Origin of the sequence: Cycloclasticus sp. (assembly GCF_019090545.1) — a bacterium.
Classification (GTDB): domain Bacteria; phylum Pseudomonadota; class Gammaproteobacteria; order Methylococcales; family Cycloclasticaceae; genus Cycloclasticus; species Cycloclasticus pugetii.
This window is the reverse complement of the sequence record NZ_JAHRVT010000001.1, coordinates 28,086-52,905: the sequence shown is the minus strand read 5'-3', so window position 1 is coordinate 52,905 and position 24,820 is coordinate 28,086. Positions and strand designations below refer to the sequence as shown.

Here is a 24,820-nt window from a genome sequence, read left to right as displayed (position 1 = left end):
AAAGAGGAAATATAATGCAAAATTTACTTTCAGGTTTTTTACAGCCTAAGGTTACAGGAGTTCAATCTATATCTCCTACATGTTCTAAAGTAACCATAGAACCAATGGAACGTGGATATGGTCACACTTTAGGTAATGCCTTAAGACGTGTTCTTTTATCTTCAATTTCAGGTTGCGCAGTGACCGAAATTAAAATTGAAGGTGTTTTACACGAGTACACAACAATCGATGGCGTCCAAGAAGATGTTATTGATATCATGTTGAATCTTAAAAATCTTGCGGTTAATCTAAATGCAAAAGATGAAGCCTATTTGACAATCGAAAAATCTGGAGAAGGTCAAGTTACTGCTGCTGACATTCAAATTGATCATGATGTTGAAATAGCGAATCCAGAACTTGTTATCGCCAATTTAACTGCCAATGGTAAGCTTTCCATGTCAATTAAAGTTGAACGGGGTTCAGGTTATCAGACAGCCGCTTCACGTAAACAAGATGATGAAGATTTACCGATTGGTACACTTTTATTAGATGCTTCTTTTAGCCCTATTAAGCGCATCTCTTATAATGTAGATACAGCTCGTGTTGAGCAACGTACTAACCTTGATAAGCTAATTATTGAGCTTGAAACAAACGGTACGACTGATCCTGAAGAAACGATTAGAGCGGCTGCAACGATTCTACATCATCATATTGCTGTTTTTGTTGACCTTAAAGACATTGTAGAAGTTCCTGAGGAACCTAAAGAACCTGAGTTCGATCCTATTCTATTACGTCCTGTTGACGATCTAGAACTGACGGTTCGATCAGCAAATTGTTTGAAAGCTGAACAAATTTTCTACATTGGTGACTTAATTCAACGTACTGAAGTTGAATTATTAAAAGCACCAAATCTTGGTAAAAAATCATTAACAGAAATTAAGGATGTTCTTGCTTCAAAGGGCATGTCTTTAGGTATTCGTCTTGAAAACTGGCCACCATCTAGTTTAATTACTAGTGATAGAGCTGTAGGTTCAATTTAATTTAAGGATTTAACTATGCGTCATCGTAAATCAGGTAGGCAACTTAATCGTAATAGCAGCCACCGTAAAGCAATGTTTAAAAATATGGCTAACTCTCTCATCGGTCATGAGGTTATTCGTACAACATTACCTAAAGCCAAAGAGCTTCGTCGTTTCATTGAACCTCTTATTACATCATCTAAGGAAGATACCGTTGCTAAAAGACGTTTAGTTTTTGCACGGTTAAGAGATAGAGACAGTGTTACGAAACTGTTTAATGATCTAGCTCCTCGTTATAAAGATCGCCCTGGTGGTTATCTACGAATTCTTAAATGTGGATTCAGACCTGGTGATGCTGCGCCTATGGCGTATGTTGAATTAGTCGATCGTGATGTGGAATCTGGTTCGGAAGAAATTATCGAATCTTGATCTGCTTGATAAGCATAAAAAAACCGGGCTTAGCCCGGTTTTTTTATGCTTAACTATTTTATTTATCTTTCTAAATAGTCTAATTTGTTTTCTTTGTTTGCCCATTCATCAGCATCTTCAGGTGCATCTTTTACATCAGTGATAACAGGCCAAGTTTGGGATAGGTCGGCGTTAATTTGAATAAATTCTTCTTGCCCTTCGGGTAATTCATCTTCTGAATAAATGGCTTCTACAGGGCACTCAGGTTCGCATAGTGTGCAATCAATACACTCATCTGGGTCGATGACTAGGAAGTTTGGCCCTTCATGAAAGCAATCTACTGGGCATACATCTACACAATCGGTGTATTTACATTTGATACATGATTCGGTTACTACGAATGTCATTTTATAATCCTTGTTGGTTTGTTTCTGTTGTTATTATATTCAATTTGAGAATCTAGCTCACATAAAATTGAATGTACTGTGATTTAATTGCCGTGTTAAATCGCAAACTTAATGCCAATTAGTAATAAAATGGTTGCGACGATATATTTTAATGTTTTCTCAGGCAGTTTTTCACCGACCATAGTGCCTAGATAGATTGCTGGCAATGAGCCAATGATCAAACTGATTAATAATTGGAAATCTATATGCCCTAATTGAAAATGTCCTAGGCCTGCTACTGCAGTTAGCGGTACGGCATGTGCTATGTCGGTGCCTACTATGGTTCTGGTTCTTAAACGAGGGTAGAGGAGTAATAAAAGCGCACCACCAATAGCACCTGCCCCAACTGACGATAAGGTGACCAGTATGCCTAGCACAAGGCCTAAGCAGATAATAATAAATGGGCTTGGCGTGTAGTCAGCAGGTTTTTTGAAGTGCCTTGCTATATTGTCTTTAAAAACTATAACTGCTGAGGTCAAGATTAGCATAATGCCTAGACTAATCGATATAATGCTTTCAAATGCTTCTGCTGATAAATTAAAGTATTGGATGATGTATATGCAAGATATTGAGCCTGGGATGCTACCTAGGCATAGATTTTTTACAATCATCCAGTCAATATTTTTAAGTTTTTGATGTGACCAAATGCCGCTTGCTTTTGTAATGGCTGCGTATAAAAGGTCTGTGCCAACAGCAATCGCTGGTTGAACGTTGAAGCCAAGAACAAGTAGAGGGGTCATCAAAGAACCACCACCTACACCCGTTAGGCCAATTACGAAGCCTACAGCTGCGCCTGCTAATATATATAAGTAATCCAATGGGAGAAACCGAGCTATTAATATGACCTTGTAATATAAATCAATTCTCTTATAATAAAAAGGAATATATATTTCTATATTTATAACAAAAGAATATTAATCTATGAAGTTACAACAACTCCGTTATATCTGGGAAGTTTCAAAAAACAATCTTAATGTGTCAGCGACAGCTGAAACAATTTATACCTCGCAACCGGGTATAAGTAAACAAATTCGTATTTTAGAAGATGAGTTAGGTATTCCCATTTTTACACGTAATGGCAAGCATTTAACTGACATGACGCCAGCCGGCAAAAAAATTATTAGCATAGCGGGCGAAATGTTAATGAAGGCAGAGAATATTAAAAATATTGCTAAAGAATATAAAGATCAAACTAAGGGCTTGCTATCGATTGCAACAACACATACTCAAGCACGTTATGCTTTACCGTCTATCATCAAAACATTTATGCAAGAAATGCCAGATGTTAGCTTAGATATTCAACAAGGTACGCCGGTACAAATTTCTGAAATGGTATCGCAAGGGAAAGTGGATCTTGCCATTGCAACGGAGGCTTTAGAGTTATTTGATAACTTAGTCATGATGCCTTGTTATTCTTGGGAACGGTGCATATTGGTTCCGAAGGGCCATGCGTTAACTAAAATTGATCGGCTAAGCCTTATTGATGTTGCGCTACACCCGCTGATAACTTATGTGTTTGGCTTTACTGGGCGATCTAAATTAGATGATGCATTTAAAGCACAAGGTTTAAGTCCAGATATTGCTTTAACAGCGGTAGATGCGGATGTCATTAAGACATATGTCAGGCTTGGACTTGGGGTAGGGATTGTTGCGCGGATGGCCTATGACGAACAAGTAGATAATGATCTGGTGGCATTAGATGCTGGACATCTTTTTGGCACCAGTATCACTAAAATAGGTATCCGTAAAGATACCTTCTTACGTGGCTATATGTATGAGTTTATACATTTATTTGCGCCGCATCTAACACAAGCAGTCATTAATCAAGCGATGGAACTTAAGGAGCAATCGGCTATTGATAAGCTATTTGAGGGAGTAAGTTTACCTCATTTCTAAGGGGCAATAACTTTCTAGCGAGGTTTGCTTAAACTTGAGTGTAATCCGCATTCTTTACTCTCTGCAGCTTCCCACCACCATCGCCCCTCTCTAGGATCTTGGTGCGGTAAGGTGGCCCTTGTACAAGGTTCACAACCAATACTAATAAACCCTTGGTTATGTAACGGGTTAAACGGGACTTCCAGAGCACGTATATACGACCAGACCTGTTCTGAAGTCCAATGACACAAGGGGTTAAACTTTAGCAGTTCCGTGTTTTTGCCGCTAAAAGCAGTGTCAATTTCAGCAATATTAAGGCTATCACGAGTGGCTTTACTTTGGTCACGTCGTTGGCCTGTTATCCAGCCAGAATAAGCCGTTAAATGCTGCTTTAATGGCTGAACTTTCCTAATGCCGCAACATTCTTTATGGCCATCTTGGTAAAAGCTGTATAAGCCTTTTTCGTGGGTTAAAGCTTGTAAAGCATCTTGGTTGGGGGATAAAACGGTAATTTTAATTTTATAATGGTCCATCACTGTTTGGATGAACTGGTATGTCTCAGGGTGAAGTCGTCCGGTATCTAAGGTGAAGACATTTGGTTTTAATCCAAGTTTGCATGCCATATCAATCAATATTACATCTTCGGCACCACTGAATGAAATAGCGAGGTCATCTAGCTGCGAGTAAATGGTTTTAAGAATGTCTCGTGGTTGCTTATTGTCCAGTTGGCTTTGGAGTGTTTGGATGTTCATATTAAGGCTCTAGTAAATGGCTAGCTGTCAGTGTAGCAAGAATCATCTATTTCAAAAATTCTAAAATGAGATATGAATAGAAGTAATGGTGTGTTGATATTAGATAAAATAACTAAACATTTTTAGTTTGCGCTAAATAGCGTTCTAAAAACTCATCAAATTCGACTGTATCACTGCTTTCTATCTCTCGTTGTTCGTCGATAGACTGTTGCCTTGCTTTTTCAAAACACTGCTGTTGCTCATTGTTGATGCTGTGCTGATTGAAGAAGGTATGATGTTTCTTGACCTGTTTCATTGCAAATTTGAAAAATGGAAGTTTTTGCTCTTTCATGGCGTTGAGTATTTTTGCTGAAGGGGTAAGTTCCACATCATTCAATTTAGCGATCTGTGCGGCGAGTGAATTGCTGTATGGTTTGGTTTTATCATCGGCATCAAGCGTCTCACAAAGCAGAGTCATTTCTTGGCAAATTTCTAATCCCCAATCTTTTAAGCTGATGCTGTCACCATTACGGCGTAACTTTAATCCTGGCTGTCGACCAGCAGAGGCGACTAAGGTTAAGTTTTTATCTACGCAAGCTTTATCCTCCGATGAAAGGGAAGGGCTGTCAGCCAATAAGCAAAAGATCATAAAGGCTTCTAAAAAGTGTAACTGTTGTTCATTAATACCGGCAGGGTCAAATGGGTTTAAGTCCACTGAACGAAGTTCAACATAACGTATACCGCGCTTTTTTAACGCTTGACTAGGGCTTTCCCCTGAGCGAGTAATTTGTTTAGGGCGAACGTTGCTGTAGTACTCATTCTCAATTTGCAAAATATTGGTATTAAGTTGCTGGTATTGTCCATTAGCATCTTTAACGCCAAAGGCCTCGTATTCAGCAAAAGGCGTTTGCGTAGCAGCTATTAGTCGAGCGACATACTTGTCAAGGCTGTTGTATGAAATGTTGATGTTCGATTGACTGTCATTTTTATAGCCAATATCGCTCATTCTAAGAGAGGTGCAATAAGGTTTGTACAGTGTGCCGGCATCAAACTCTTCGAAATCGTCGTGTTCTTGACCTTTAACGAACGATTTACAAATAGCAGGTGAGGCGCCGAATAGGTATAAAATTAACCAGCCGTATCGGTGTAGGTTTCGTGCCATATCCATATATGACTGTGAAATGAAATCTTGCCTAGGCCGCGTGTCTTGCTCTAAAGATTGGTAAATGGGCCAAAACTTCTCTGGTAGAGAGTAGTTAAAGTGTATGCCTGCGATGGCTTGCATGCTTCGGCCATAACGGTGCCATAAGCCAATTCGATAAATATGTTTCATTTGGCCAATATTGGATGAGCCATAATTGGCAATAGGAATACTCATGTCTCCATCAACAATACACGGCATGCTGGTACCCCATAACATTTCATTACCAAGGTGTTGGTAAGTATAGGAATGTACGGCCTCCATAAAGTTTAAGGTATCGGCCGTCTTGCTAAAAGGTGGGGTGATAAATTCGAGCAATGCCTCTGAATAATCAGTGGTGATGTAAGGGTTTGTTAAGGCAGATCCAAGGCCAGTAGGATGTGGGCTTTGAGCTATGTTCCCTTCAGGGGTTACGCGCAAACTTTCTTTTTCAATACCTTTTAATCCGTCACAAAGCGCGTCACCTTGCTGGTGATCAAGAAATTTTTTGAGTCTTTTTTGTATGCGTAAATACAACCTACACCTACCTGTTATTATTTATTGTTAAAAAGTTAATAGCCATAGGTATTATGGCTGAGCTAATTATAGGCTAATGGGCGGTGGAATATGTTAATTGATCATATTAAAAAAGACATTATCAGTCGGGCTTTTAGCGTTGTTTCTATCAGGCAATTTACATTCGTTACTTTTTTGCTGCTGTATCTAGTCGCGTGTTCTACCGTTCAGGCTGGGTCATTATTAAAAGTAATCAATGTTATTGATGGTGATACTGTTGTGCTTAAAAATGGTTTGACGGTTCGTTTATTAGGCATTAATACGCCTGAAATGGGTTACAAGGGACGGGCTAGTGAAGCAGGAGCCGTTGCGGCAAAAAAGGCGTTGAAAAAATGGGTATTAAACAAAATGGTTTTAGTTGAATACGATGTCGAACAAAAAGATCGCTATGGTCGTATATTGGCGCATCTATTTTTAGACGATGGCCAACACATTAATTTAGAAATGCTTCGTAGTGGTCAAGCGACCCTGAGTATTCATCCACCTAATCTTCGATATGCCCATCGTTTTAAAGCGATGCAACGACAGGCCGAGAAAAAGAAAATTGGTTTATGGTCCCTGCAGGCTTATCAGAAAAAGGCGGTTGAGGATATTGCAAAAAATAGAGCTCAGGGCTGGGGTCGTTTTAGTGGGCAAGTCCAAAAAATAACGAGGGGTAAAAAAGGTGCAAAGTTGTGGCTATCTGATGAAGTGTATATTTGGATTAGCGTTGAAAACAAACGTTATTTTTTAACGTTAGACAGCTATAAAGGTAAACAACTTGAGGTTCGTGGTTGGCCTAGAAAGAGAGGCCAGTTGTGGTCAATTAACGTGATTCACTCAAGCCAGATTTTAATTGAGACTTAGCATGTTTTATGGGCTTATAAAGCCTTAAAAAAGGGCCGAAAATGGCTGCGTTATTACCCAGTCGCCTTTATTGATGGAGGGGCGCTCGTGTTCAAGAATGATAAAGGCATTTGCATCACTCATTGATCGTAAGATACCAGAGCCTTGTTTTCCTGTGGTGCTGACTTCCCATTCGCCGTTATTGTTCTTTGATAAAAATCCACGCTGGAACTCAGTACGTCCTGCAATTTTTCGAATAGAGTGTGTGCTCTTGGCTTGAATAGTTGGGCAAATTAATGGTGTTGTTAGCCCCATCATTTTTTGTAGGCAGGGTAAGGCAAATTGATAAAAGGTGACCATGACTGCGACAGGGTTACCGGGTAAGCCAAAAAACGTTGTATTGTCTATATGGCCAAAGGCAATGGGCCTACCGGGTTTTATAGCGACTTTCCAAAAATTGATAGAGCCAGTTTCTGCGAGTATTTGTTTGGTGTAATCGGCGGCTCCAACAGACACGCCGCCAGAGGTGAAAATAACATCGGCACTGTTTGATGCTAGTTTAAAAGCGCTGCGTAATTGTTCGGGGTCGTCTGCAATGATGCCCATGTCTAATACCTTGCAGCCTATTTTCTTTAATGCAGAAATCATACTGTAGCGGTTACTGTCATAAATACAGCCCTCACGTGGAGGCTCTCCAAGGCTAAGAAGTTCATCGCCGGTTGAAAAAACAGCAATGGTTAGTGGCGTTTTAACATGAACTTCTGAAATACCTAAAGAGGCAATGAGACCAATTTGTGGCGGTGTTAATTTAATGCCTGCTTCCAAAACAGTATGATTTTGTTGGATATCTTCGCCTGCTTGGCGAACATTTTGTCCGTTTTTATGCCGTGCATCAATATGAATGGTGTTGTCATGTATTTCTACATGTTCTTGCATAATAACGGTATCGGCAGCGTCAGGCATTTGTGCGCCAGTCATTATTTGTAGGCACTCGCCTTGCTTTAAGCGACCTTTATAAGGGTGCCCAGCAACAATACGACCAACAATGTTTAATGTTTTGATTTCCCCGCTGCTGGGTAAATCAGTATGTATTATTGCATAGCCATCAACGGCTGCATTGCGGTGTGAAGGAACGTTGATTGGCGAAAGAATGGGGGCTGCGAGTATTCGGTCAACAGCCGAAGTTAATGGAATATGTTCACTGCCGCTTTTTTCTGCAACAGCGTTTAACATTTTCAGCAAGGCGGCATCGACGCTTAAGGTGTCTGCTTCATTGTCGTCGCTACAACTACTTTGTACGTCTACTCTATTCATATGATGAAGTTTTTTTTGCGGTGTTTATCATTGTCACGTTATTTGAATTAGGTGGGCGTATTAGGGCATTACCATGCTCAATATGAATATGGTGATCGGCAATATGTTCAACAGTATGTGCTTCGTGGCTGCTGATCATAATGGTAACCCCTTCATCTTTGAGTCGCTGTAATAGCTTGGCTGTTTGTTGTTTTGCAGTACTGTCCATACTTGCGGTTGGTTCGTCTAGCAGCAATAAGCGCGGCGATAAAATACGTGCGCGAGTCAACGCAACACGTTGTTTTTCACCGCCAGATAATTGTTTGGCTGGGCGGTGGGCAAGATGCGATAAATCTGCCCAATCTAATGCTTGCGTGACTTTTTTATGCACATTGCTTTTGCGTTCGCCTGATCGATACAGTCCATAAGCAATATTGTCAGTAACGCTGGCATCAAATAAATACGGTTGTTGATGTAAATAGATGATGTCTTTTTGGATGTAAGCTTTGGCTTGCTTCCAGTTGAGCGTTAAACCTTGGTAGTTAATGCTGGCTGAATCAGGCTTTAATAAACCACTCATTATTTTTAATAACGTGGTTTTTCCCGATCCATTTTGACCAGTTAAGAGTGTGCATTGGTGGGCGGGTATATCGAGATGCTTGATATTTAAAACCAGTTTTCCAGACAAGGTAATAGCGAGGTTTTTATAACTAACTAATGTGCTCATGCTTTTAATTCCCCTTTACCTTGAAAGATCGAAATGCCTGCATTCAAGCTTAAGGACAGTAACAGTAAAACCATGCCAAGTGCAATGCCTTGAGCGAACTCGCCTTTGCTGGTTTCTAAGGCGATAGCGGTAGGAATGTTACGTGTGGAGTGAAGAATATTACCGCCAACCATCATAGAACAACCAATTTCAGCAACCACGCGACCAAAGCCGGCAACAACAGCAGCAATTAAGCCAAAACGTACTTCGTATATTAGTGTGAAAAAAGCCCTCCAAGGCTTTGCGCCTAAGGTGATAGCCGTTTCCCAAGCGCGCCGGTCTGCAGCTTGAAAAGAGGCATGAGCCATTGCGACTAATAATGGAAAGCTCAGCATAACTTGGCCGATAACCATTGCTTGGCTGGTGAATAAAAGCCTCAAATCTCCTAATGGGCCGCTACGCGATAAAATTAAATAAAGTGTTAAGCCAACAATGACGGCGGGGACAGACATAAAGGTATTAAATAAAGAAATGAGCACTCTACGCAAGGGAAATTCGAAAAAAGCCAATATAAAGGCAATCAGCATCGCAAAGGGCGTGGCAATCAAAATAGCCGACATAGATACGCCAAATGAGAGCGAGATAATTTCCCAAATATCATCATGACCGCTCAGTAACAACTGAAAGGCATTTATGCAAGCTTGGCTTAAATCATTCACTGGTCATGACGTCTTTAATGGCGGTTGGGTAAAAAAGACGTTGCTCGTTTTTTTGAAAGGTATCGATAAGGCGTTGTCCTGCTGGCGAGGTTACCCAAGCGATAAGTGACATGGCTTTTAAGTATTGAATGTCTTTATGCAAAGCAGGATTTACCGCAATAATGCCATAAGGGTTTTTTAGTAAAACACTGCCTTGATTTAAAATAGTGAGTGACAGTTTGTCTTTATAGGCCAGCCAAGTGCCTCGGTCAGTTAAGGTATAAGCGCCCAATTCATCAGCCATTAACAATACTTTTCCCATGCCTTGTCCTGCTTCCTTATACCAAGGGCCACGGGGCTTCAAATTAGCTTGGCCCCATATGGAGCGTTCTTTATTATGCGTTCCAGAATTATCTCCACGAGAAATAAAAGACACTTGCTTAGCGGCAATTTGCTTGAGTGCATTCAGTGTGTTTTTCTGGTTTTTAATATGAGCAGGGTCGGTAACAGGGCCGACGATGACGAAGTCATTTTCCATCACATCACGTCGATTAACGCCAAAACCTTCGGCAATAAAAATATTTTCGGCTTGTCTTGCATGAACCATCACAACGTCGGCATCGCCTTTGCGGGCCATTTGAAGTGCTTTGCCGGTTCCTACGGCAATTACATCAACTTGGATGCCCGTTTGCTGAGTAAAGGCGGGTAGTAATTGTGCCAAAAGACCTGAATTCTCAGTGCTTGTTGTCGTTGCTAGGCGTAAGGGGTCTTGAGCATAACTTATGGCGCTAAAAATCAGCGATAGAAGAGTGATAAGTAGACAGCTTTTTTTCACTTTATATAGAGAGTCTTTAGTTTAAAAATTCAATGTTAACGTTGGGATGCTAACGGAGCAAGGGAAAGCATTATTTTATCGCTTAGTCGCAGCAATTAGCCGTGTTGTTAAGGTGTTTTGTCTTTATTTGCAGGCCTGTACAATAGATGGCTGAGGGTATGAAGAAAAACACAATAAGGTTATTAACATTAGCGGTAAGGTGATCTGTATTCTTGTTGGTTGGGCAGGTACAGAGCTAAAACTGTTGTACACGAAAACCTTAGAAACTATTTAATTGCGACTTACTTAGAGTAAGGTGGATCTACAGTGAGAGTTTATGAACGACAATATGTAAGAGTTGACTATCAACAAGAGGTGAAGTTGGAAACAGCCGAGCGTATAACGTTGATAGTGAGAGGGGAAAATATTTCTGTAGGTGGGTTAGGCATCTGCTGTGACCAAATGACCGCGCAAATGATTATGCCGAAAGGCTATCAACTAAATCCAGCAAAACCACTGCACTTGGGTGTTGAATTTGAGATGGAAGATAACTCGCTTAAAGCCACGTGCAGCATACAAAATAGTTACCGCTTAGCACAGGATTTATTTTGTTTTAACCTTAAGTTCATACGGCTTGAACAACAGGGGCAGCAACAATTAGAAAACTTCATACAGCAGCAACGGTTGTAGGGGGCGATAAGCTTATCTATTACCCAGTAGCCAGCAAAATAAGCACATCTTAAAGAAAATCTCCTATACTTAATTTTATCGATCAATAGAGAGGCTGTTAATGGTGACAGAGTTAAAAGAAAAAGAACAAATTTTTTCTCAGCTAGAAAAAATTATCAATCACCGTTTTGATAAAAAAGAAGAGCCTATTATTCGGAGCTTTATTAACGAATATTATCGTGACGTGGCTTGGGAGGATTTAGCAGAAAGAGAGCTGGATGACCTGTATGGAGGGGCGATTGCGCATTGGAATTTAGCGCAGTCTAGGCAAGGTGAAGAGTCTAAAGTCAATGTCTATAACCCTGACTTTGAAACTCATGGCTGGCAATCCCCTTATAGCATTATAGAAATAGTCACCATGGATAGACCGTTTTTATTGAATTCGTTAACAATGAATTTAAATCAAAGCGGCTTAACTTGTCACTTGGTTGTTCACCCCATTATTGAAGTCGTGCGTGATGAAAATGGCCTTCTTAAGCCTGGGCAAAGTAAAGAGCGCACAGTCAGTGAGTCAATGATTCGATTAGAAGTTGATCGCCAGGCTTCAAAGGGAGGCGGGCTTGAGCTGTTGGCAGATCAAGTTCAAAAAGTGATCACCTACAATACGGCGGTTAATGAAGACTGGAAAGCTAGTATTAATTCACTTCAGCAGTCTGCCGAGATGCTAAAAGAGTTTTCGCCAAAAGATAATAATGAAGATATTGACGAATCGTTAGCCTTTTTAAGCTGGCTTAAAGACGATAATTTTTTATTTCTTGGCTGTCGGGAATATGAGTTGGTTAAAGGTAATGAATCGGATGGTTTTAAAATTGTAGAAGGTTCCGGTAAAGGTATATTAAGAGATAAGCTAGCGGCTATCCCACAAGCTGATGTTATTCCTATAACGGATAAGGCATGCGACTTTATGAGTGAGCCATGCCCGTTAATTGTGACTAAGGCAACCACAAAATCTATTATTCATCGTCCTGCGTATATGGATTATGTTGGGGTAAAAAAATTCAATAAACACGGTGAGGTGATTGGCGAGTATCGATTTTTAGGGCTATACACATCAGCGGCTTACCTTGTCAGGGTGAGAGAAATCCCCTTAATACGCAAAAAAATCAGCAAAGTTTTTGCTAAATCAAACTTCAAGGAAAATAGCCACAGCGGCAAATCGTTAATGAATGTGCTAGAAGATTTGCCTCGAGATGAGTTATTTCATTCAAATGATGAGCAATTACTGAGTTTAGCGCTGGGGGTTCTAAAATTAAAAGAACGTCAACGGACTCGGGTGTTTGCAAGAATTGATGCGTATGGGCGCTTCGTATCAATGCTTGTTTACGTGCCTAGAGATCGCTACAACACGATGGCTAGAAAAAAAATGGAGCAGATCATTTGCGCTAAACTGCAAACCGATAGCGTAGATTTTAATGTCCAGTTTAGCGAGTCTATTTTTGCACGGATTCATTTTATGGTGCATACCAATACTGATTGGGTGGGTGAGTTTGATGTATCTGAAGTGGAAAGTGAAATCATTGAAGCGCTCAGAGATTGGAAGGACGATTTATTATCTTCTTTAGTTCATCGACATGGGGAAACGAAAGGCACAGAGCTTTGGAATCGTTATGGTGATGGTTTTACTTCGGCGTATAAAGATAACTATCCAGCTAGGTTTGCTGTGGCCGATATTGAAAAAGCCGAACGTTTAAAAGTCAGTGCCGACCAACAAATTCAAATGTCTTTGTATCAACCATTAGAGTCGCACGGCGAGGGTTTACAATTTAAGTTAATTAATAAGGGGGTGCCAGCTCCTTTATCGCAAACGTTACCGGTACTAGAAAACATGGGTGTTACGGTGTTTGATGAGCGACCGTTTGAAGTGACTGATCTATCATCACAGTCGAGTTACTGGGTGCATGATTTTGGTTTGGTGTACAACACAGAACTGCCTGACATAGAAAGTATAAAAGAAAACTTTCAATTGGTTTTTGAAAAGGTTTGGACTGGAAATATTGAGAACGATGGATTTAATCAGCTTGTCATTAAGGCAAACCTTGATTGGAAACAGATTATGTTACTGCGTGCCTATTATATGTATTTGCGGCAAGCAGGAATAACCTTTAGCCAGGCATATGTTCAGCAAACTTTGCAAAGTAACCCAATTATTGCGGGGCATTTAGTGCGCTTATTTGAGCTTAGATTTGACCCATCTATTAAAGCTAAAAAAACAAAAATTGGGCAGCAGGAAGCAGAGATTCTTGCTGAAATTGAGACGGTCGTGTCGCTAGATGAAGATCGAATTCTACGGCGGTATTTGAATTTAATTCAGTCAACATTACGGACAAATTATTACCAATGCACTGTCGATAGTACGGGTGTGCCGTATCTCTCGTTTAAGCTAAACCCAGAAGCGCTGACCGAGTTGCCGTCTCCGCGACCAAAATTTGAAATATTTGTTTATTCGCCTCGTGTTGAAGGGGTACATTTAAGAGGGGGCTCAGTTGCGCGTGGTGGCTTGCGTTGGTCAGATCGAAAAGAGGACTTTAGAACAGAAATTTTAGGCTTGATGAAAGCGCAGATGTCAAAAAATGCGGTGATCGTGCCAACCGGCGCTAAAGGTGGCTTTATCGTTAAGCGTTCTCTAGACGGCTTAACGCGTGACGAGATGATGGAAGAAGTGGTTGCTTGTTACAGTATTTTTATTGGTGCCTTGTTAGATATCACTGATAATTTGAAAGGTGAAAAAGTGATACCGCCACATGATGTGGTGCGGTATGACGATGATGATCCTTATCTAGTGGTGGCGGCAGATAAAGGGACAGCAACATTTTCTGATATTGCGAATAATATAGCTATTGAGCGTGACTTTTGGCTGGGTGATGCATTTGCATCAGGAGGTTCTGTCGGGTATGACCATAAAAAAATGGGCATTACCGCCAAAGGGGCTTGGGAGTCGGTAAAGCGACACTTTAGAGAGATAGGCGTCGATACTCAAACAACTCCTTTTAGCGTGATCGGAATTGGCGATATGGCCGGAGATGTGTTTGGTAACGGAATGTTGTTATCTGAAAAGATTAGGCTTATCGGTGCATTTAATCATATGCACATTTTTTTAGACCCAGACCCCGATATCAGTGCTTCATTTGAAGAGCGTAAGCGGTTATTTAAATTGCCACGTTCATCATGGAGTGACTATGACAAGGCGTTGATTTCGAAGGGTGGAGGTGTTTTTTCAAGGGCAGATAAATCTATTGCCCTCACGCCACCAATACAGAAGTTATTAGGCGTTAGCGATAAGGTGTTAACGCCTAATAATCTTATTCGAGCGATGCTAAAAGCGCCGGTAGATTTGTTGTGGAACGGTGGTATAGGAACGTATGTAAAATCTAGCATCGAGACGGATGCTGATGTAGGAGATCGGGCCAATGATGCACTAAGGGTTAACGGTCGAGAGCTTGCTTGCAAAGTGGTGGGTGAAGGCGGAAATTTAGGGTTTACCCAATTAGGCCGGATTGAATACGCGGCTAAAGGGCGCATTAATACCGATGCTATTGATAATGCTGCAGGTGTGGATTGCTCAGACCACGAAGTGAATATTAAAATCTTACTTAATAAATTGGTTGAGCAAGGCGATATGACCATTAAGCAGCGCAATGCTCTTCTTGCCAAGATGACCGATGAGGTCAGTACGTTGGTACTAAGAAATAATTACCTGCAAACACAAGCCATTACGATGGTTGAAAGCCAATCCTCAGACATGCTGGAAGTGCATGGGCGTTTGATCAACCAACTTGGTCAAGAGGGTCGGTTAGACCGTACAGTTGAGTTCTTACCAAGCCAAGAAGAAATAGAAGAGCGGAAGGCTAAAGGCGAGGGCTTGCATCGCCCAGAGTTGGCGGTGATTTTTGCCTATAGCAAGTTACTTTTAAAGGACTTAATGAAGGGCGCTTCAGTTATACAAGATGAAAATTTTAAACAAGAGTTATTGGCATACTTCCCATCAAACTTACGGGATAAATTTGTAAGCGCTATTGAGGAGCATCGCTTACGAGACGATATCATTGTTAATCAGGTAGTTAACAGTATGGTAAACCGGCTAGGGCCATCATTTGCCTTTAGAATGAAAGATGAAGCGGGTGCCTGTATTGATGAGGTTATTAAAAATTATAAGATTGCTTGCGAGATTTTTAATATAGAAGTGATATGGAGCGAGATTGAGGCGCTAGATAATAAAGTATCGCCCAAAGTGCAGATCGATATGTTGATGAATGTACGAAAGCTGGTTGAACGTACGATGTATTGGTTGCAGAGAAACCGTTCGCAAGTCGTTTCAGTTACCGACGTGACTGATGAGTTTGCTAAGAATGTTTCCCTAATAGGGGAAAAGATGATAACGCATGCTTCAGACGTTGAAAAAGAGCATGTTGAGCAGCGAGCTGCTTACTACCAAGAAGGCGGCGTGGATGAGGTATTAGCTAACAAGATTGCCTGTCTAGAGTTGGAGTTTGTTGCTTTAGATATTATTGCGGTGAACAGTATTGTTGATCGAGGTATAGAGGATGTTCTGTCTGTGTATTCGGTGGTTAGTAACGAACTTAAACTCAGTTGGTTGCATGGATGTATTAGTTATTTACCGCGGAAAAACTACTGGCAATCCTTGGCTCGGTCGGCTTTACGAGATGAATTGCATGCTGAAAATCGTGCCTTGTTAACGGCTATACTTAAATCATTTGATAAAGGCGATACTACGGAAAAAAGGCTCACTGAGTGGTGCTCTACTCAACGCGCTGATATTGATCGTTATTTGCACTTGGTGTCATTAATTCAAGCTGAAAGTGAAATGGAAATTGAGCAATTATCAGTCATTTTGAAGAAACTTCACTTAATTGTTGAGAAAAGCAAAGCGATGATATCTTAAATCGCTGTGGTGCTTTAAGTGATCGTAAAAAGGGCTGTGTATTCAGCCCTTTTTATTAAGGTATATGTCGTTAATGAGCGGCTAAAGGTTTTTTTCTAGCCAATGCTGAATGGTTTCAGCACTTTCACGCCAGTGAGCGTCAATCATCATGGTATGCCCCATTTTTTTCATATTAATGAAGTCTGCCTTGTATGCCTTTGCTGTTTTTCTGATGTGTGCGGGCCTAAAGAAAGTATCCTCATCAGCACTGAGCGCTAACATCGGGATCTCGAAAGGGTTTTTGTACGTAGGCAGACCAAGCCATAAGGTATCAAGCAAAGCTTTTGGAGAGCCTTGTTGCATTTCAGCACAATAACGGATCACAACATCGTCATTAACGTGGCCAGCAAATATAGATTTACGGGTAAGATCAACCGGTGAAAACCACGTGCCGATAAGTTCGCCAAGGTTCATTTGCATATAAAAAGTTGGGTTCAAGGCCAAATCAATAATTGATGGAATAAGACCGTCAACAGGAACACTAGCCATCAGTATGCAGGCAGGAACGGTTTCCTTTTCTATATATTTTTGAATAATCAGCCCACCTAAGGAGTGACCAATCAGAATTGGGGGTTCGCCAATTTCATCGATAACTCGTTGAATGTCATTAACATAATCGGCAATGCTATTTGAAGCGAGCATGGCGCTTCCGCCGCTTTTCCCGTGGCCGCGTAGATTGATGGCATAGGTTGGATGCCCCAGGTCTGCAAAAAAAGGCATAAAGTATTCGTCCCAACACCATGCAGACATGTTCGCACCATGAATAAATAAGATGGGTTTGCGAGTCGCTTTGTTAGGGTGGCGCTCAATAACATCTAAAGCTGGGTTTTCTGCCGAGGATTCAATGTTCATTGCTACCTCGATTATATTTAGATGTATTAATCATTATTTTCCTTTTATTTAAAGCGGGCTAACTTTTTATGTGTAAATTTTAGAATAAGTCTTGACGTATGCTGCAAAGCAATATAATATTCACATCACATTGTTACTGCAGCTCTGCTCTCAGATCGCTGCCCAATGTAATAATGTTCTCCTCCTCTTGGCGACTCTTTATGAGTCGCTTTTTTTTGCCTCACATTCTAGACTTTAATTTCACTAGACGTGCTGTTTTAATCAAAATAAAATCAAAAACAAGTCAAGCTGCACACAGATAGCGCATGAAGCGCTTGAAAGGGCAGTGTCCATTGCTAAAGAGCCGGTTAAAAAATGAATAATATGGTATTAAACAAGCGCGTGGTTTTTTTCTTAACTTGCTTAATGGTGATGGGCTCCAATCATGTGCTAGCAAATGATGTTAAGGTGAGTTTGGCCTTGCTTACGGAAAAAAGAGCAGTGCCGCCGGCCTTATCAAACCTTGACCCAATACTAACGGATGAAGGTATTCAAGGAGCCACCTTAGGCATCAAGGATAATAATACCACAGGGCAATTTACAGGACATCATTATGACTTGAAGCACATTGAGGTGCCTCTTCATGCTGATGTAATTAGCGCCTTCAATCTATTGGTAGAAGGAGGTTATCGCTATATCCTCGTCGATGTTCAAGCATCAACACTGGAAAAAATCTCTGCCTTGGCCAAGCCGAAGAATATATTGCTCTTCAATGTTTCATCGACAGATGACAGGCTAAGGAATAACAGTTGTAGTGCAAACATCTTTCATATTATTCCAAGTGATGCTATGAAAGCAGATGCACTTGCTCAATGGATGCTGAAAAAACGCTGGCAAAATTGGTTTTTGGTTAAGGGGAACGATGAAGAAGACCAACGCTTTGCTAATGCTATTAAGCGTGCTGCAAAACGTTTTGGGATAAAAATCGTAAAAGAAAAAACGTGGAATTTTGATCATGATGCTCGTCGCACAGCGCAAGCAGAAATCCCTGTATTTACTCAGGGCGCTGAGTATGATGTTTTAGCGGTAGCGGATGTAAAAGGCTTATTTGGTGAATACTTAACGATGAATACTTGGTTACCTCGACCTATTATTGGCACGCAGGGTTTAGTGCCAAGTGCTTGGCATAGAACCCACGAGCGATGGGGCGCAGTTCAAATGCAAAATAGGTTTTATAAGCAAGCTGGCCGCTGGATGAATGATGTTGATTACTCGTCATGGTTAGCCGTTCGTACGGTAGGTGAGGCGGTGACACGAGCCAATAAAGTGGAGCCAGCTGAAGTAAAAAAATATATCCTCAGTGATCGTTTTAGTTTGGCCGGTTTTAAAGGTGTAAAGCTTACATTTAGGCGTTGGAATCAACAGTTACGTCAGCCTGTTTTATTGGCAACGCCACGCTCAATTGTCTCGGTATTGCCGCTTAAAGAGTTTTTACACCCGCGGACTTATTTAGATACGCTAGGGTATGATAAGCTCGAATCAACATGTGAATTACGCTAAAAATAATAATGAATAAATACCTCTTCGCGTTTTTAATAATTTTTTCGACAGTCAGTTTTGCAGATACACTTTATATAACATTAGAAAAAGACAACGCCTTGGCTGTGGTTAACGGTGAAACAGGGCAGTTGTTGCAAACAGTGCCGTTGGGTCAGCGCCCACGTGGTGTAGCCTTCAACAACGATAAAACACAACTCTATGTCGCAGCGAGTGACGATGACACCATTCAGGTTATAGATACCGCAAGCTTAAAGGTGGTGGGTGAGCTGCCATCAGGTGATGACCCGGAATTGTTCAAGATTCACCCTAATGGCCTTTGGTTGTACGTATCTAATGAAGATGACAATATTGTCACAGTGATTGATTTGCAAACAAAGAACGTAATTGCTGAGATCCCGGTTGGCGTGGAACCTGAAGGTATTGCTGTGTCTCTTGATGGAAAGTGGGTAGTTAATACATCTGAAACAACTAATATGGTCCATTGGATTGATCCTACAGAGCAAACGATAAAAGAGAATACCTTGGTCGATTCACGTCCTAGGGCAGCAGAGTTTTCTGTAGACGGTCAAGCGCTGTTTGTAAGCTCTGAAATAGCAGGTTCTTTGTCTCGTATTAATGTGTCGACGAAGCAAATTGTCAGTAAAGTACAGTTTGAAATAGCCGGGGTTGATAAGGCGCTTATTCAACCGGTCGGTGTGTTGGCGCACCCGAATAATAAATTTTTATTTGTTGCGTTGGGTCCTGCGAACCGTGTTGCTGTTTTGGATATTGAAACAATGACGGTCATCAAGTATTTATTAGTTGGCCAACGGGTATGGAACCTTGCGTTTTCGCCAGACTTAAAGCGGTTGTATACAACTAATGGTGTCAGTAATGACATTTCGATTATTGATGTGGAAACCTTAACAGTAACAAAATCTGTACGGGTTGGTCGTTACCCTTGGGGTATTGCGGTTAAATAATGAGTCTTTCATTAGCTGTTAAAACGCTAAGTTATGCGTATGGAAATACAGCAGCCTTATCGGACATTAATTTTTCAATAGCAGCTGGTGAGTGCGCTATTTTGTTAGGGCCTAATGGTGCGGGCAAGTCGACCTTGTTTTCGTTGATAACGCATTTGTACGACAGTCGTTCCGGTGAAATTAGCATTAATGGGTTTAACGTTAAGACGCAAGCTTGTCAGGCTTTGGCGAATTTAGGGGTGGTGTTTCAGCAAACAACACTAGATATGGATTTAAGTGTTCTGCAAAATCTTTATTATCACGCCTCGTTGCACGGTATGTCGCGTAAACAGGCTTCCGTTCGAGTAAGTGAAGAACTAGAAAGGCAGGGTATGTTGGCGCGTAAAGATGAAAAAATTCGTCAGCTCAATGGCGGGCATCGTCGGCGTGTGGAAATAGCCAGAGCGCTGTTACATAAGCCATCTTTATTGTTATTAGATGAGCCCACTGTTGGTTTGGATGTGTCAAGCCGTAAAGGGATTGTTGAGCACGTGCATGCGTTATGCAAAGATGATGGGTTGTCGGTTCTTTGGGCAACGCATTTGATCGATGAGGTGTATCCGTCTGATAAGTTGCTTGTTTTGCATCAAGGGGAAATCAAAGCACAAGGGCCGGTGAGCCAAGTATGTGGTGGGGACTCTACAGATGACATCTCCCGTGCGTTTAAGCGCTTAACACAGGGGATATCATCATGAGGCTTAAGCATGCCTTTATTGCATTGAAAGGTATTATAAAACGAGAGTTGTGGCGATTTTTGCTTCAACGTGAACGTTTTATTGCGGCGTTAGTTAGGCCCTTGGTTTGGTTGTTTGTTTTTGCAGCGGGTTTTCGCTCTACCTTGGGAATTGCGATTATGCCACCGTATGAAACGTACATATTGTATGAGGTGTATATTACTGCTGGTTTGATTGGCATGATTCAACTCTTCAATGGCATGCAAAGTTCCTTATCGATGGTCTATGACCGCGAAATGGGTAGCATGAAAACACTCTTAGTTAGCCCTTTGCCACGTTGGTTTTTACTCACTGGAAAATTAATGGCCGGGACGTTTGTTTCGATCCTTCAAGCGTATGTGTTTTTGCTGATTGCGTGGTTCTATGACATTCAAGCACCATGGCTGGGCTATCTGACTTTATTTCCGGCGTTGGTCCTAGCGGGTTTAATGCTCGGAGCGTTAGGAATGTTGCTGTCGTCTTTTATAAAACAGTTAGAAAACTTTGCAGGGGTGATGAATTTTGTTATTTTCCCAATGTTTTTTATGTCTACGGCGCTTTATCCGTTATGGAAAATTAAAGAATCAAGCGAGTTATTGCATACCTTGGCAAGTTATAATCCGTTTTCACAAGCGGTTGAGTTGCTTCGATTTGCGCTGTATGGGCAGTTTAACCTAGCTGCTTTTGTGTATACCTTAGTGGCGTTTATTGTGTTTTTGTTAGTGGCCGTTTGGGGTTATAACCCATCAAAGGGCATGATGGTAAGAAAAGCTGGTGGACCAAGTTGAGCAACGGCCTCTCGTTGCGTGTTAAAATTAACGAATATGACTAAAAAACTTTTTATACGCACCCATGGTTGTCAGATGAATGAATATGATTCTGAAAAAATGGCGGATGTGCTTGCGCAATCGCATGACCTACGGTTAACAGATAATGAAAAAGAAGCAGATGTATTGCTGCTTAATACCTGCTCAATTAGAGAAAAAGCACAAGAGCGTGTTTTTCATCAATTAGGGCGCTGGCGCCCATTGAAAGAAAAGAACCCCGACTTATTAATAGGCGTAGGTGGTTGTGTTGCCAGTCAAGAGGGCAAAATTATACGGCGAAGAGCACCCTATGTTGATGTAGTGTTTGGTCCACAGACCTTGCACCGTTTACCAGCGATGTTGAAAGAGGCGCAAACAAAAAAGAAACTGGTAATGGACATTTCTTTTCCGGAAATTGAAAAGTTTGATAATTTGCCAGAACCTCGTGCAGAAGGGCCGAAAGCTTTCGTATCAGTTATGGAAGGGTGCAGTAAATATTGTACCTTTTGCGTTGTTCCCTATACACGCGGCGAGGAAGTCAGTAGACCTTTAGATGATGTGATTGCAGAAGTATCGAGTTTAGCGTCGCAAGGGGTTAGAGAAGTTAATTTATTGGGGCAAAATGTTAACGCCTATCGCGGAGAAATGAGCGATGGAGATATCGCTGATTTTGCGTTACTGCTGCATTACGTTGCAGCAATTGATGGTATTGATCGTATCCGATATACCACATCACACCCAAAGGAGTTTTCAGAAAGTTTAATTCAAGCGTATGAGGATATTCCAGAGTTAGTTGATCACCTTCATTTGCCAGTGCAAAGCGGCAGCAATAGCGTGTTGGCACGAATGAAACGCGGGCATGAAATAGATTTATATATTGAAAAACTTCAACGTCTTAAAAAGATTCGTCCGAATATGAGCTTTTCATCAGACTTCATTGTTGGTTTTCCACAAGAAACCGATGAGGAGTTTGAAGACACCATACAGCTAATCGAAAAAATAGGCTTCGACTTTTCATTTAGCTTTATTTTTAGTGCTCGTCCAGGAACGCCAGCGGCAGAAATGCCAGATGATATTGATATGGATGTTAAAAAGCAACGTCTTGAGCGACTACAGAATATTATTACCCAGCAAACGGCAGATATTTCGAAAAGCATGGTTGGCACTGTTCAACGGCTTTTGGTGGAAGGTGAGTCAAAGAAGAATTCTTTACAAATGACCGGGCGTACAGAGAATAATCGCGTTGTAAACTTTGCTGGCCATACTCGGCTAAAAGGGCAATTTGTTGATGTGTTAATTACAGAAGCCTTGCCATACTCTCTAAGGGGACGGGTAGTGACAGCAGCAGATAGGGAGGCTAGTCAGTCTCTTCAAGAAAGGCGTACAGCTTCATAAATTGAGTAGCAAACTTAAAACCACTGATGTGATCTTAACGCCAGCCAACAATAAACGTTTGGCCAGTTTGTGCGGCCAATTTAATGAGCATATCACACAGTTAGAACGGCGTTTAGATGTTGATGTAAAACATCGAGGGCATCATTTTAGCGTGACCGGTTTGGAGATTGGGGTTGGAGTAGCGATTACGGCGTTAAAAGCGCTGTATAAAAGTACCGAAAGCGATCAATTAACACCTGAAAAGGTACATTTATTAATGCAGGAAACAAAGATGTCTGTAGAGCAACCGGTGGATCTAGATGACACCGCCGTTATCCATACTAGAAAAAAAGTAATTAAGCCACGTGGTGGTAACCAACAGTCTTACGTTAAAAGTATTCCAAAAAATGATATTGTTTTTGGCATTGGGCCGGCAGGGACGGGTAAAACATATTTGGCTGTAGCCTGTGCAGTAGAAGCCTTAGAAGCAGAGAAAGTATCACGAATTATTCTAGCTCGCCCAGCGGTAGAGGCGGGTGAACGACTGGGTTTTTTACCGGGCGATTTAAGTGAAAAAATTAATCCATATTTAAGACCTTTGTACGATGCTTTATATGAGATGTTAGGTGTCGAGCGAGTCGAAAAACTTATTGAACGAAATGTAATAGAGATTGCGCCATTGGCTTTTATGCGAGGCCGAACATTGAGCGAAGCATTTATTATTTTAGATGAGGCGCAAAATACAACGCCAGAACAAATTAAAATGTTTTTAACACGAATTGGTTATGGGTCTACAGTGGTGGTGACGGGTGATATTACTCAGATAGACCTACCAGGGCATACCGAATCGGGTTTGAAATTGGTCATGAAGATTTTAAAGGGCATAGACAGCATTAGTTTTACGCAGTTTAAAAATACAGATGTGGTGAGGCATCCGATCGTACAAAAAATTGTGTCGGCCTATGAAAAGCACGCTAAATCATGAGTGTTGAATTACAAATAGCCAGTGACTGTAGCGAATTGCCTGAGCAACAATCGTTGATTGATTGGGTTAAACTTGGACTCCAACAGCAAAAAGATGCTGAAGTCGTTATAAGATTGGTAGACGAAGATGAGTCAGCTGCTTTAAATGAAGCCTATCGTCAAAAGAAAGGGCCAACGAATGTTTTAAGCTTTCCGTTCGAAAGCCCAAGTGGTTTGCCTGACGGTGCCTTATCGGAAGAAACCCTAGGCGACTTAGTTATTTGTGTACCTGTGGTGTTGCGTGAGGCGGAAGAGCAGGGGAAGCAAGCGGCTGCACACTGGGCGCATATGGTGATCCATGGTTGTTTACACCTTCAAGGTTATGATCACATTAATGACGATGATGCTCAGGTCATGGAATTGTTAGAAATAAAACTTTTGAATAGTATCGGGATTAAGAACCCTTATGAGGGTTGAGCAATAATATGAACCAGACAAAAAATGACACACTTGAAAATCGATCTTGGATAGAACGATTAGGGCAGGCGCTAATGGGCGAGCCAAAAGATCGTGAAGACCTAGTGCAGTTAATGCGTGATGCGGAGAAAAGAGATTTATTAGGGCAGGATGCCTTAGCGATGATTGAAGGTGTTTTGCAAGTCTCAGAGTTACAGGTGCGAGATATTATGATTCCTCGTTCGCAGATAGTTTTTATTCCTCGAGAAGCAGAATTGAAAGATATCTTTCCTCGCGTGACGGAGTCAGCACACTCTCGTTTTCCTGTTCAAGATGAAGAAACCTCACAAGTGGCTGGTATTTTGTTGGCGAAAGATTTATTGAACTATGTTGTTACTCATAAGGATGAAAAGTTTGACGTAAAGGATGTCATGCGCCCCGCGATTTTTGTGCCTGAAAGTAAGCGTTTAAATGTGATGTTGCATGAGTTTCGTGCGAATAGAAATCACATGGCGATTGTGATTGACGAGTATGGTTCAGTTGCGGGTCTTATCACGATTGAAGATGTGCTTGAGCAAATTGTTGGTGAGATTGAAGATGAGCATGATTTTGAAGAAGAAGCGTTTATTCTTCAGCGTAGCGAATATGAATACAACATTAAAGCCTTAACCGAAATTGCCGATTTTAATGAACGTTTTGAAACCGATTATCCAGACGATGTTGATACAGTGGGTGGTATGGTGGTTAAAAGCTTCGGTCATGTGCCTGAACATGGTGAAAAAACACAAATTGATGGCTTTTTATTTGAGGTGTTAAGGGCTGATAATCGTCGTGTTCATTTACTTCGTATGACCATTCTAGATGCGGTTGAGGAAGAATAAAGTCAGGAAAATGCAGG

23 protein-coding genes are annotated in these 24,820 nt (G+C 41.2%); 14 read left to right on the top strand and 9 right to left on the bottom strand.

Annotation, left to right across the window (positions count from 1 at the left end):
- Window positions 1-14: 14 nt before the first annotated feature.
- On the top strand, window positions 15-1,019 hold the full coding sequence (locus KUG63_RS00240) for a DNA-directed RNA polymerase subunit alpha (RefSeq protein ID WP_016389922.1): 1,005 nt from the start codon (window positions 15-17) through the stop codon (window positions 1,017-1,019).
- Between the two features lie 15 nt (window positions 1,020-1,034).
- Complete coding sequence (rplQ, locus tag KUG63_RS00235) at window positions 1,035-1,427, top strand: 50S ribosomal protein L17 (protein WP_016389923.1); 393 nt, start codon at window positions 1,035-1,037, stop codon at window positions 1,425-1,427.
- A 62-nt stretch (window positions 1,428-1,489) separates the two neighbouring features.
- Here rplQ and fdxA read toward each other — a convergent pair whose 3' ends face one another.
- Both fdxA and KUG63_RS00225 read right to left on the bottom strand, forming a co-directional pair.
- Window positions 1,490-1,813, bottom strand: a complete 324-nt coding sequence (fdxA, locus tag KUG63_RS00230) for a ferredoxin FdxA (RefSeq protein WP_015006493.1) — start codon at window positions 1,811-1,813, stop codon at window positions 1,490-1,492.
- A gap of 95 nt (window positions 1,814-1,908) precedes the next feature.
- The gene (locus tag KUG63_RS00225; RefSeq protein WP_020932180.1) at window positions 1,909-2,670 is read right to left on the bottom strand and encodes a sulfite exporter TauE/SafE family protein; all 762 of its coding nucleotides are present in this window, start codon (window positions 2,668-2,670) and stop codon (window positions 1,909-1,911) included.
- Between the two features lie 103 nt (window positions 2,671-2,773).
- Between KUG63_RS00225 and cysB the strand changes: the two genes are divergently transcribed.
- Complete coding sequence (gene cysB, locus KUG63_RS00220) at window positions 2,774-3,748, top strand: HTH-type transcriptional regulator CysB (protein WP_020932181.1); 975 nt, start codon at window positions 2,774-2,776, stop codon at window positions 3,746-3,748.
- A 14-nt stretch (window positions 3,749-3,762) separates the two neighbouring features.
- Here the strand turns inward: cysB and KUG63_RS00215 are convergent, their stop codons facing one another.
- Together KUG63_RS00215 and gshA are read right to left on the bottom strand one after the other, a co-directional pair.
- Complete coding sequence (locus KUG63_RS00215; protein ID WP_016389926.1) at window positions 3,763-4,479, bottom strand: phosphoadenylyl-sulfate reductase; 717 nt, start codon at window positions 4,477-4,479, stop codon at window positions 3,763-3,765.
- Between the two features lie 112 nt (window positions 4,480-4,591).
- A complete protein-coding gene (gene gshA, locus KUG63_RS00210; protein ID WP_287018294.1) occupies window positions 4,592-6,175 on the bottom strand; it encodes a glutamate--cysteine ligase in 1,584 nt (527 codons plus the stop codon).
- 90 nt (window positions 6,176-6,265) lie between these two features.
- Between gshA and KUG63_RS00205 the strand changes: the two genes are divergently transcribed.
- Window positions 6,266-7,060, top strand: a complete 795-nt coding sequence (locus KUG63_RS00205) for a thermonuclease family protein (protein ID WP_287018293.1) — start codon at window positions 6,266-6,268, stop codon at window positions 7,058-7,060.
- A 24-nt stretch (window positions 7,061-7,084) separates the two neighbouring features.
- On the opposite strand, the gene glp is transcribed toward KUG63_RS00205, so the two are convergent.
- Genes glp through KUG63_RS00185 form a run of 4 tightly spaced genes read right to left on the bottom strand, consistent with a single transcriptional unit; the run spans window position 7,085 to window position 10,571 of the window.
- Entirely contained in the window at window positions 7,085-8,353 is a 1,269-nt protein-coding gene (gene glp / locus KUG63_RS00200; RefSeq protein ID WP_020162516.1) for a gephyrin-like molybdotransferase Glp, read from the bottom strand.
- Window positions 8,346-9,059, bottom strand: coding sequence for an energy-coupling factor ABC transporter ATP-binding protein (locus KUG63_RS00195; RefSeq protein WP_277642091.1), 714 nt, complete (start codon window positions 9,057-9,059; stop codon window positions 8,346-8,348). Before KUG63_RS00195 ends, glp begins: the two co-directional genes overlap by 8 nt.
- The gene (locus tag KUG63_RS00190) at window positions 9,056-9,757 is read right to left on the bottom strand and encodes an ABC transporter permease (RefSeq protein ID WP_015006485.1); all 702 of its coding nucleotides are present in this window, start codon (window positions 9,755-9,757) and stop codon (window positions 9,056-9,058) included. The genes KUG63_RS00195 and KUG63_RS00190 overlap by 4 nt, the downstream gene beginning before the upstream one ends.
- Complete coding sequence (locus KUG63_RS00185; RefSeq protein ID WP_015006484.1) at window positions 9,750-10,571, bottom strand: substrate-binding domain-containing protein; 822 nt, start codon at window positions 10,569-10,571, stop codon at window positions 9,750-9,752. Before KUG63_RS00185 ends, KUG63_RS00190 begins: the two co-directional genes overlap by 8 nt.
- A gap of 306 nt (window positions 10,572-10,877) precedes the next feature.
- Here KUG63_RS00185 and KUG63_RS00180 point away from each other — a divergent pair, with 306 nt between their 5' ends.
- Entirely contained in the window at window positions 10,878-11,240 is a 363-nt protein-coding gene (locus KUG63_RS00180; RefSeq protein WP_015006483.1) for a PilZ domain-containing protein, read from the top strand.
- A gap of 100 nt (window positions 11,241-11,340) precedes the next feature.
- Window positions 11,341-16,179 (top strand): NAD-glutamate dehydrogenase, encoded by a 4,839-nt coding sequence (locus KUG63_RS00175; RefSeq protein WP_287553594.1) that lies wholly within the window; start codon window positions 11,341-11,343, stop codon window positions 16,177-16,179.
- A gap of 81 nt (window positions 16,180-16,260) precedes the next feature.
- Here KUG63_RS00175 and KUG63_RS00170 read toward each other — a convergent pair whose 3' ends face one another.
- A complete protein-coding gene (locus tag KUG63_RS00170; RefSeq protein WP_015006481.1) occupies window positions 16,261-17,070 on the bottom strand; it encodes an alpha/beta hydrolase in 810 nt (269 codons plus the stop codon).
- A 354-nt stretch (window positions 17,071-17,424) separates the two neighbouring features.
- On the opposite strand from KUG63_RS00170, the gene KUG63_RS00165 reads away from it, so the two are divergent.
- The 8 genes from KUG63_RS00165 to KUG63_RS00130 are packed head-to-tail and all read left to right on the top strand — an operon-like array spanning window position 17,425 to window position 24,803.
- Window positions 17,425-18,609 (top strand): ABC transporter substrate-binding protein, encoded by a 1,185-nt coding sequence (locus tag KUG63_RS00165; protein ID WP_016389931.1) that lies wholly within the window; start codon window positions 17,425-17,427, stop codon window positions 18,607-18,609.
- A gap of 8 nt (window positions 18,610-18,617) precedes the next feature.
- On the top strand, window positions 18,618-19,571 hold the full coding sequence (locus KUG63_RS00160) for a PQQ-dependent catabolism-associated beta-propeller protein (RefSeq protein WP_020932186.1): 954 nt from the start codon (window positions 18,618-18,620) through the stop codon (window positions 19,569-19,571).
- Window positions 19,571-20,305 (top strand): ABC transporter ATP-binding protein, encoded by a 735-nt coding sequence (locus tag KUG63_RS00155; RefSeq protein WP_015006478.1) that lies wholly within the window; start codon window positions 19,571-19,573, stop codon window positions 20,303-20,305. Before KUG63_RS00160 ends, KUG63_RS00155 begins: the two co-directional genes overlap by 1 nt.
- Entirely contained in the window at window positions 20,302-21,111 is an 810-nt protein-coding gene (locus KUG63_RS00150) for an ABC transporter permease (protein WP_015006477.1), read from the top strand. The genes KUG63_RS00155 and KUG63_RS00150 overlap by 4 nt, the downstream gene beginning before the upstream one ends.
- A 36-nt stretch (window positions 21,112-21,147) precedes the next feature.
- Window positions 21,148-22,524, top strand: a complete 1,377-nt coding sequence (miaB, locus tag KUG63_RS00145) for a tRNA (N6-isopentenyl adenosine(37)-C2)-methylthiotransferase MiaB (protein ID WP_050999777.1) — start codon at window positions 21,148-21,150, stop codon at window positions 22,522-22,524.
- Between the two features lies 1 nt (window position 22,525).
- The gene (locus tag KUG63_RS00140; RefSeq protein ID WP_015006475.1) at window positions 22,526-23,488 is read left to right on the top strand and encodes a PhoH family protein; all 963 of its coding nucleotides are present in this window, start codon (window positions 22,526-22,528) and stop codon (window positions 23,486-23,488) included.
- Window positions 23,485-23,943: an rRNA maturation RNase YbeY gene (gene ybeY, locus KUG63_RS00135; protein ID WP_020932188.1), complete on the top strand. Its 459-nt coding sequence runs from the start codon at window positions 23,485-23,487 to the stop codon at window positions 23,941-23,943. Before KUG63_RS00140 ends, ybeY begins: the two co-directional genes overlap by 4 nt.
- Window positions 23,944-23,951: 8 nt before the next feature.
- Complete coding sequence (locus tag KUG63_RS00130; protein ID WP_287553590.1) at window positions 23,952-24,803, top strand: HlyC/CorC family transporter; 852 nt, start codon at window positions 23,952-23,954, stop codon at window positions 24,801-24,803.
- Window positions 24,804-24,820: the final 17 nt, after the last annotated feature.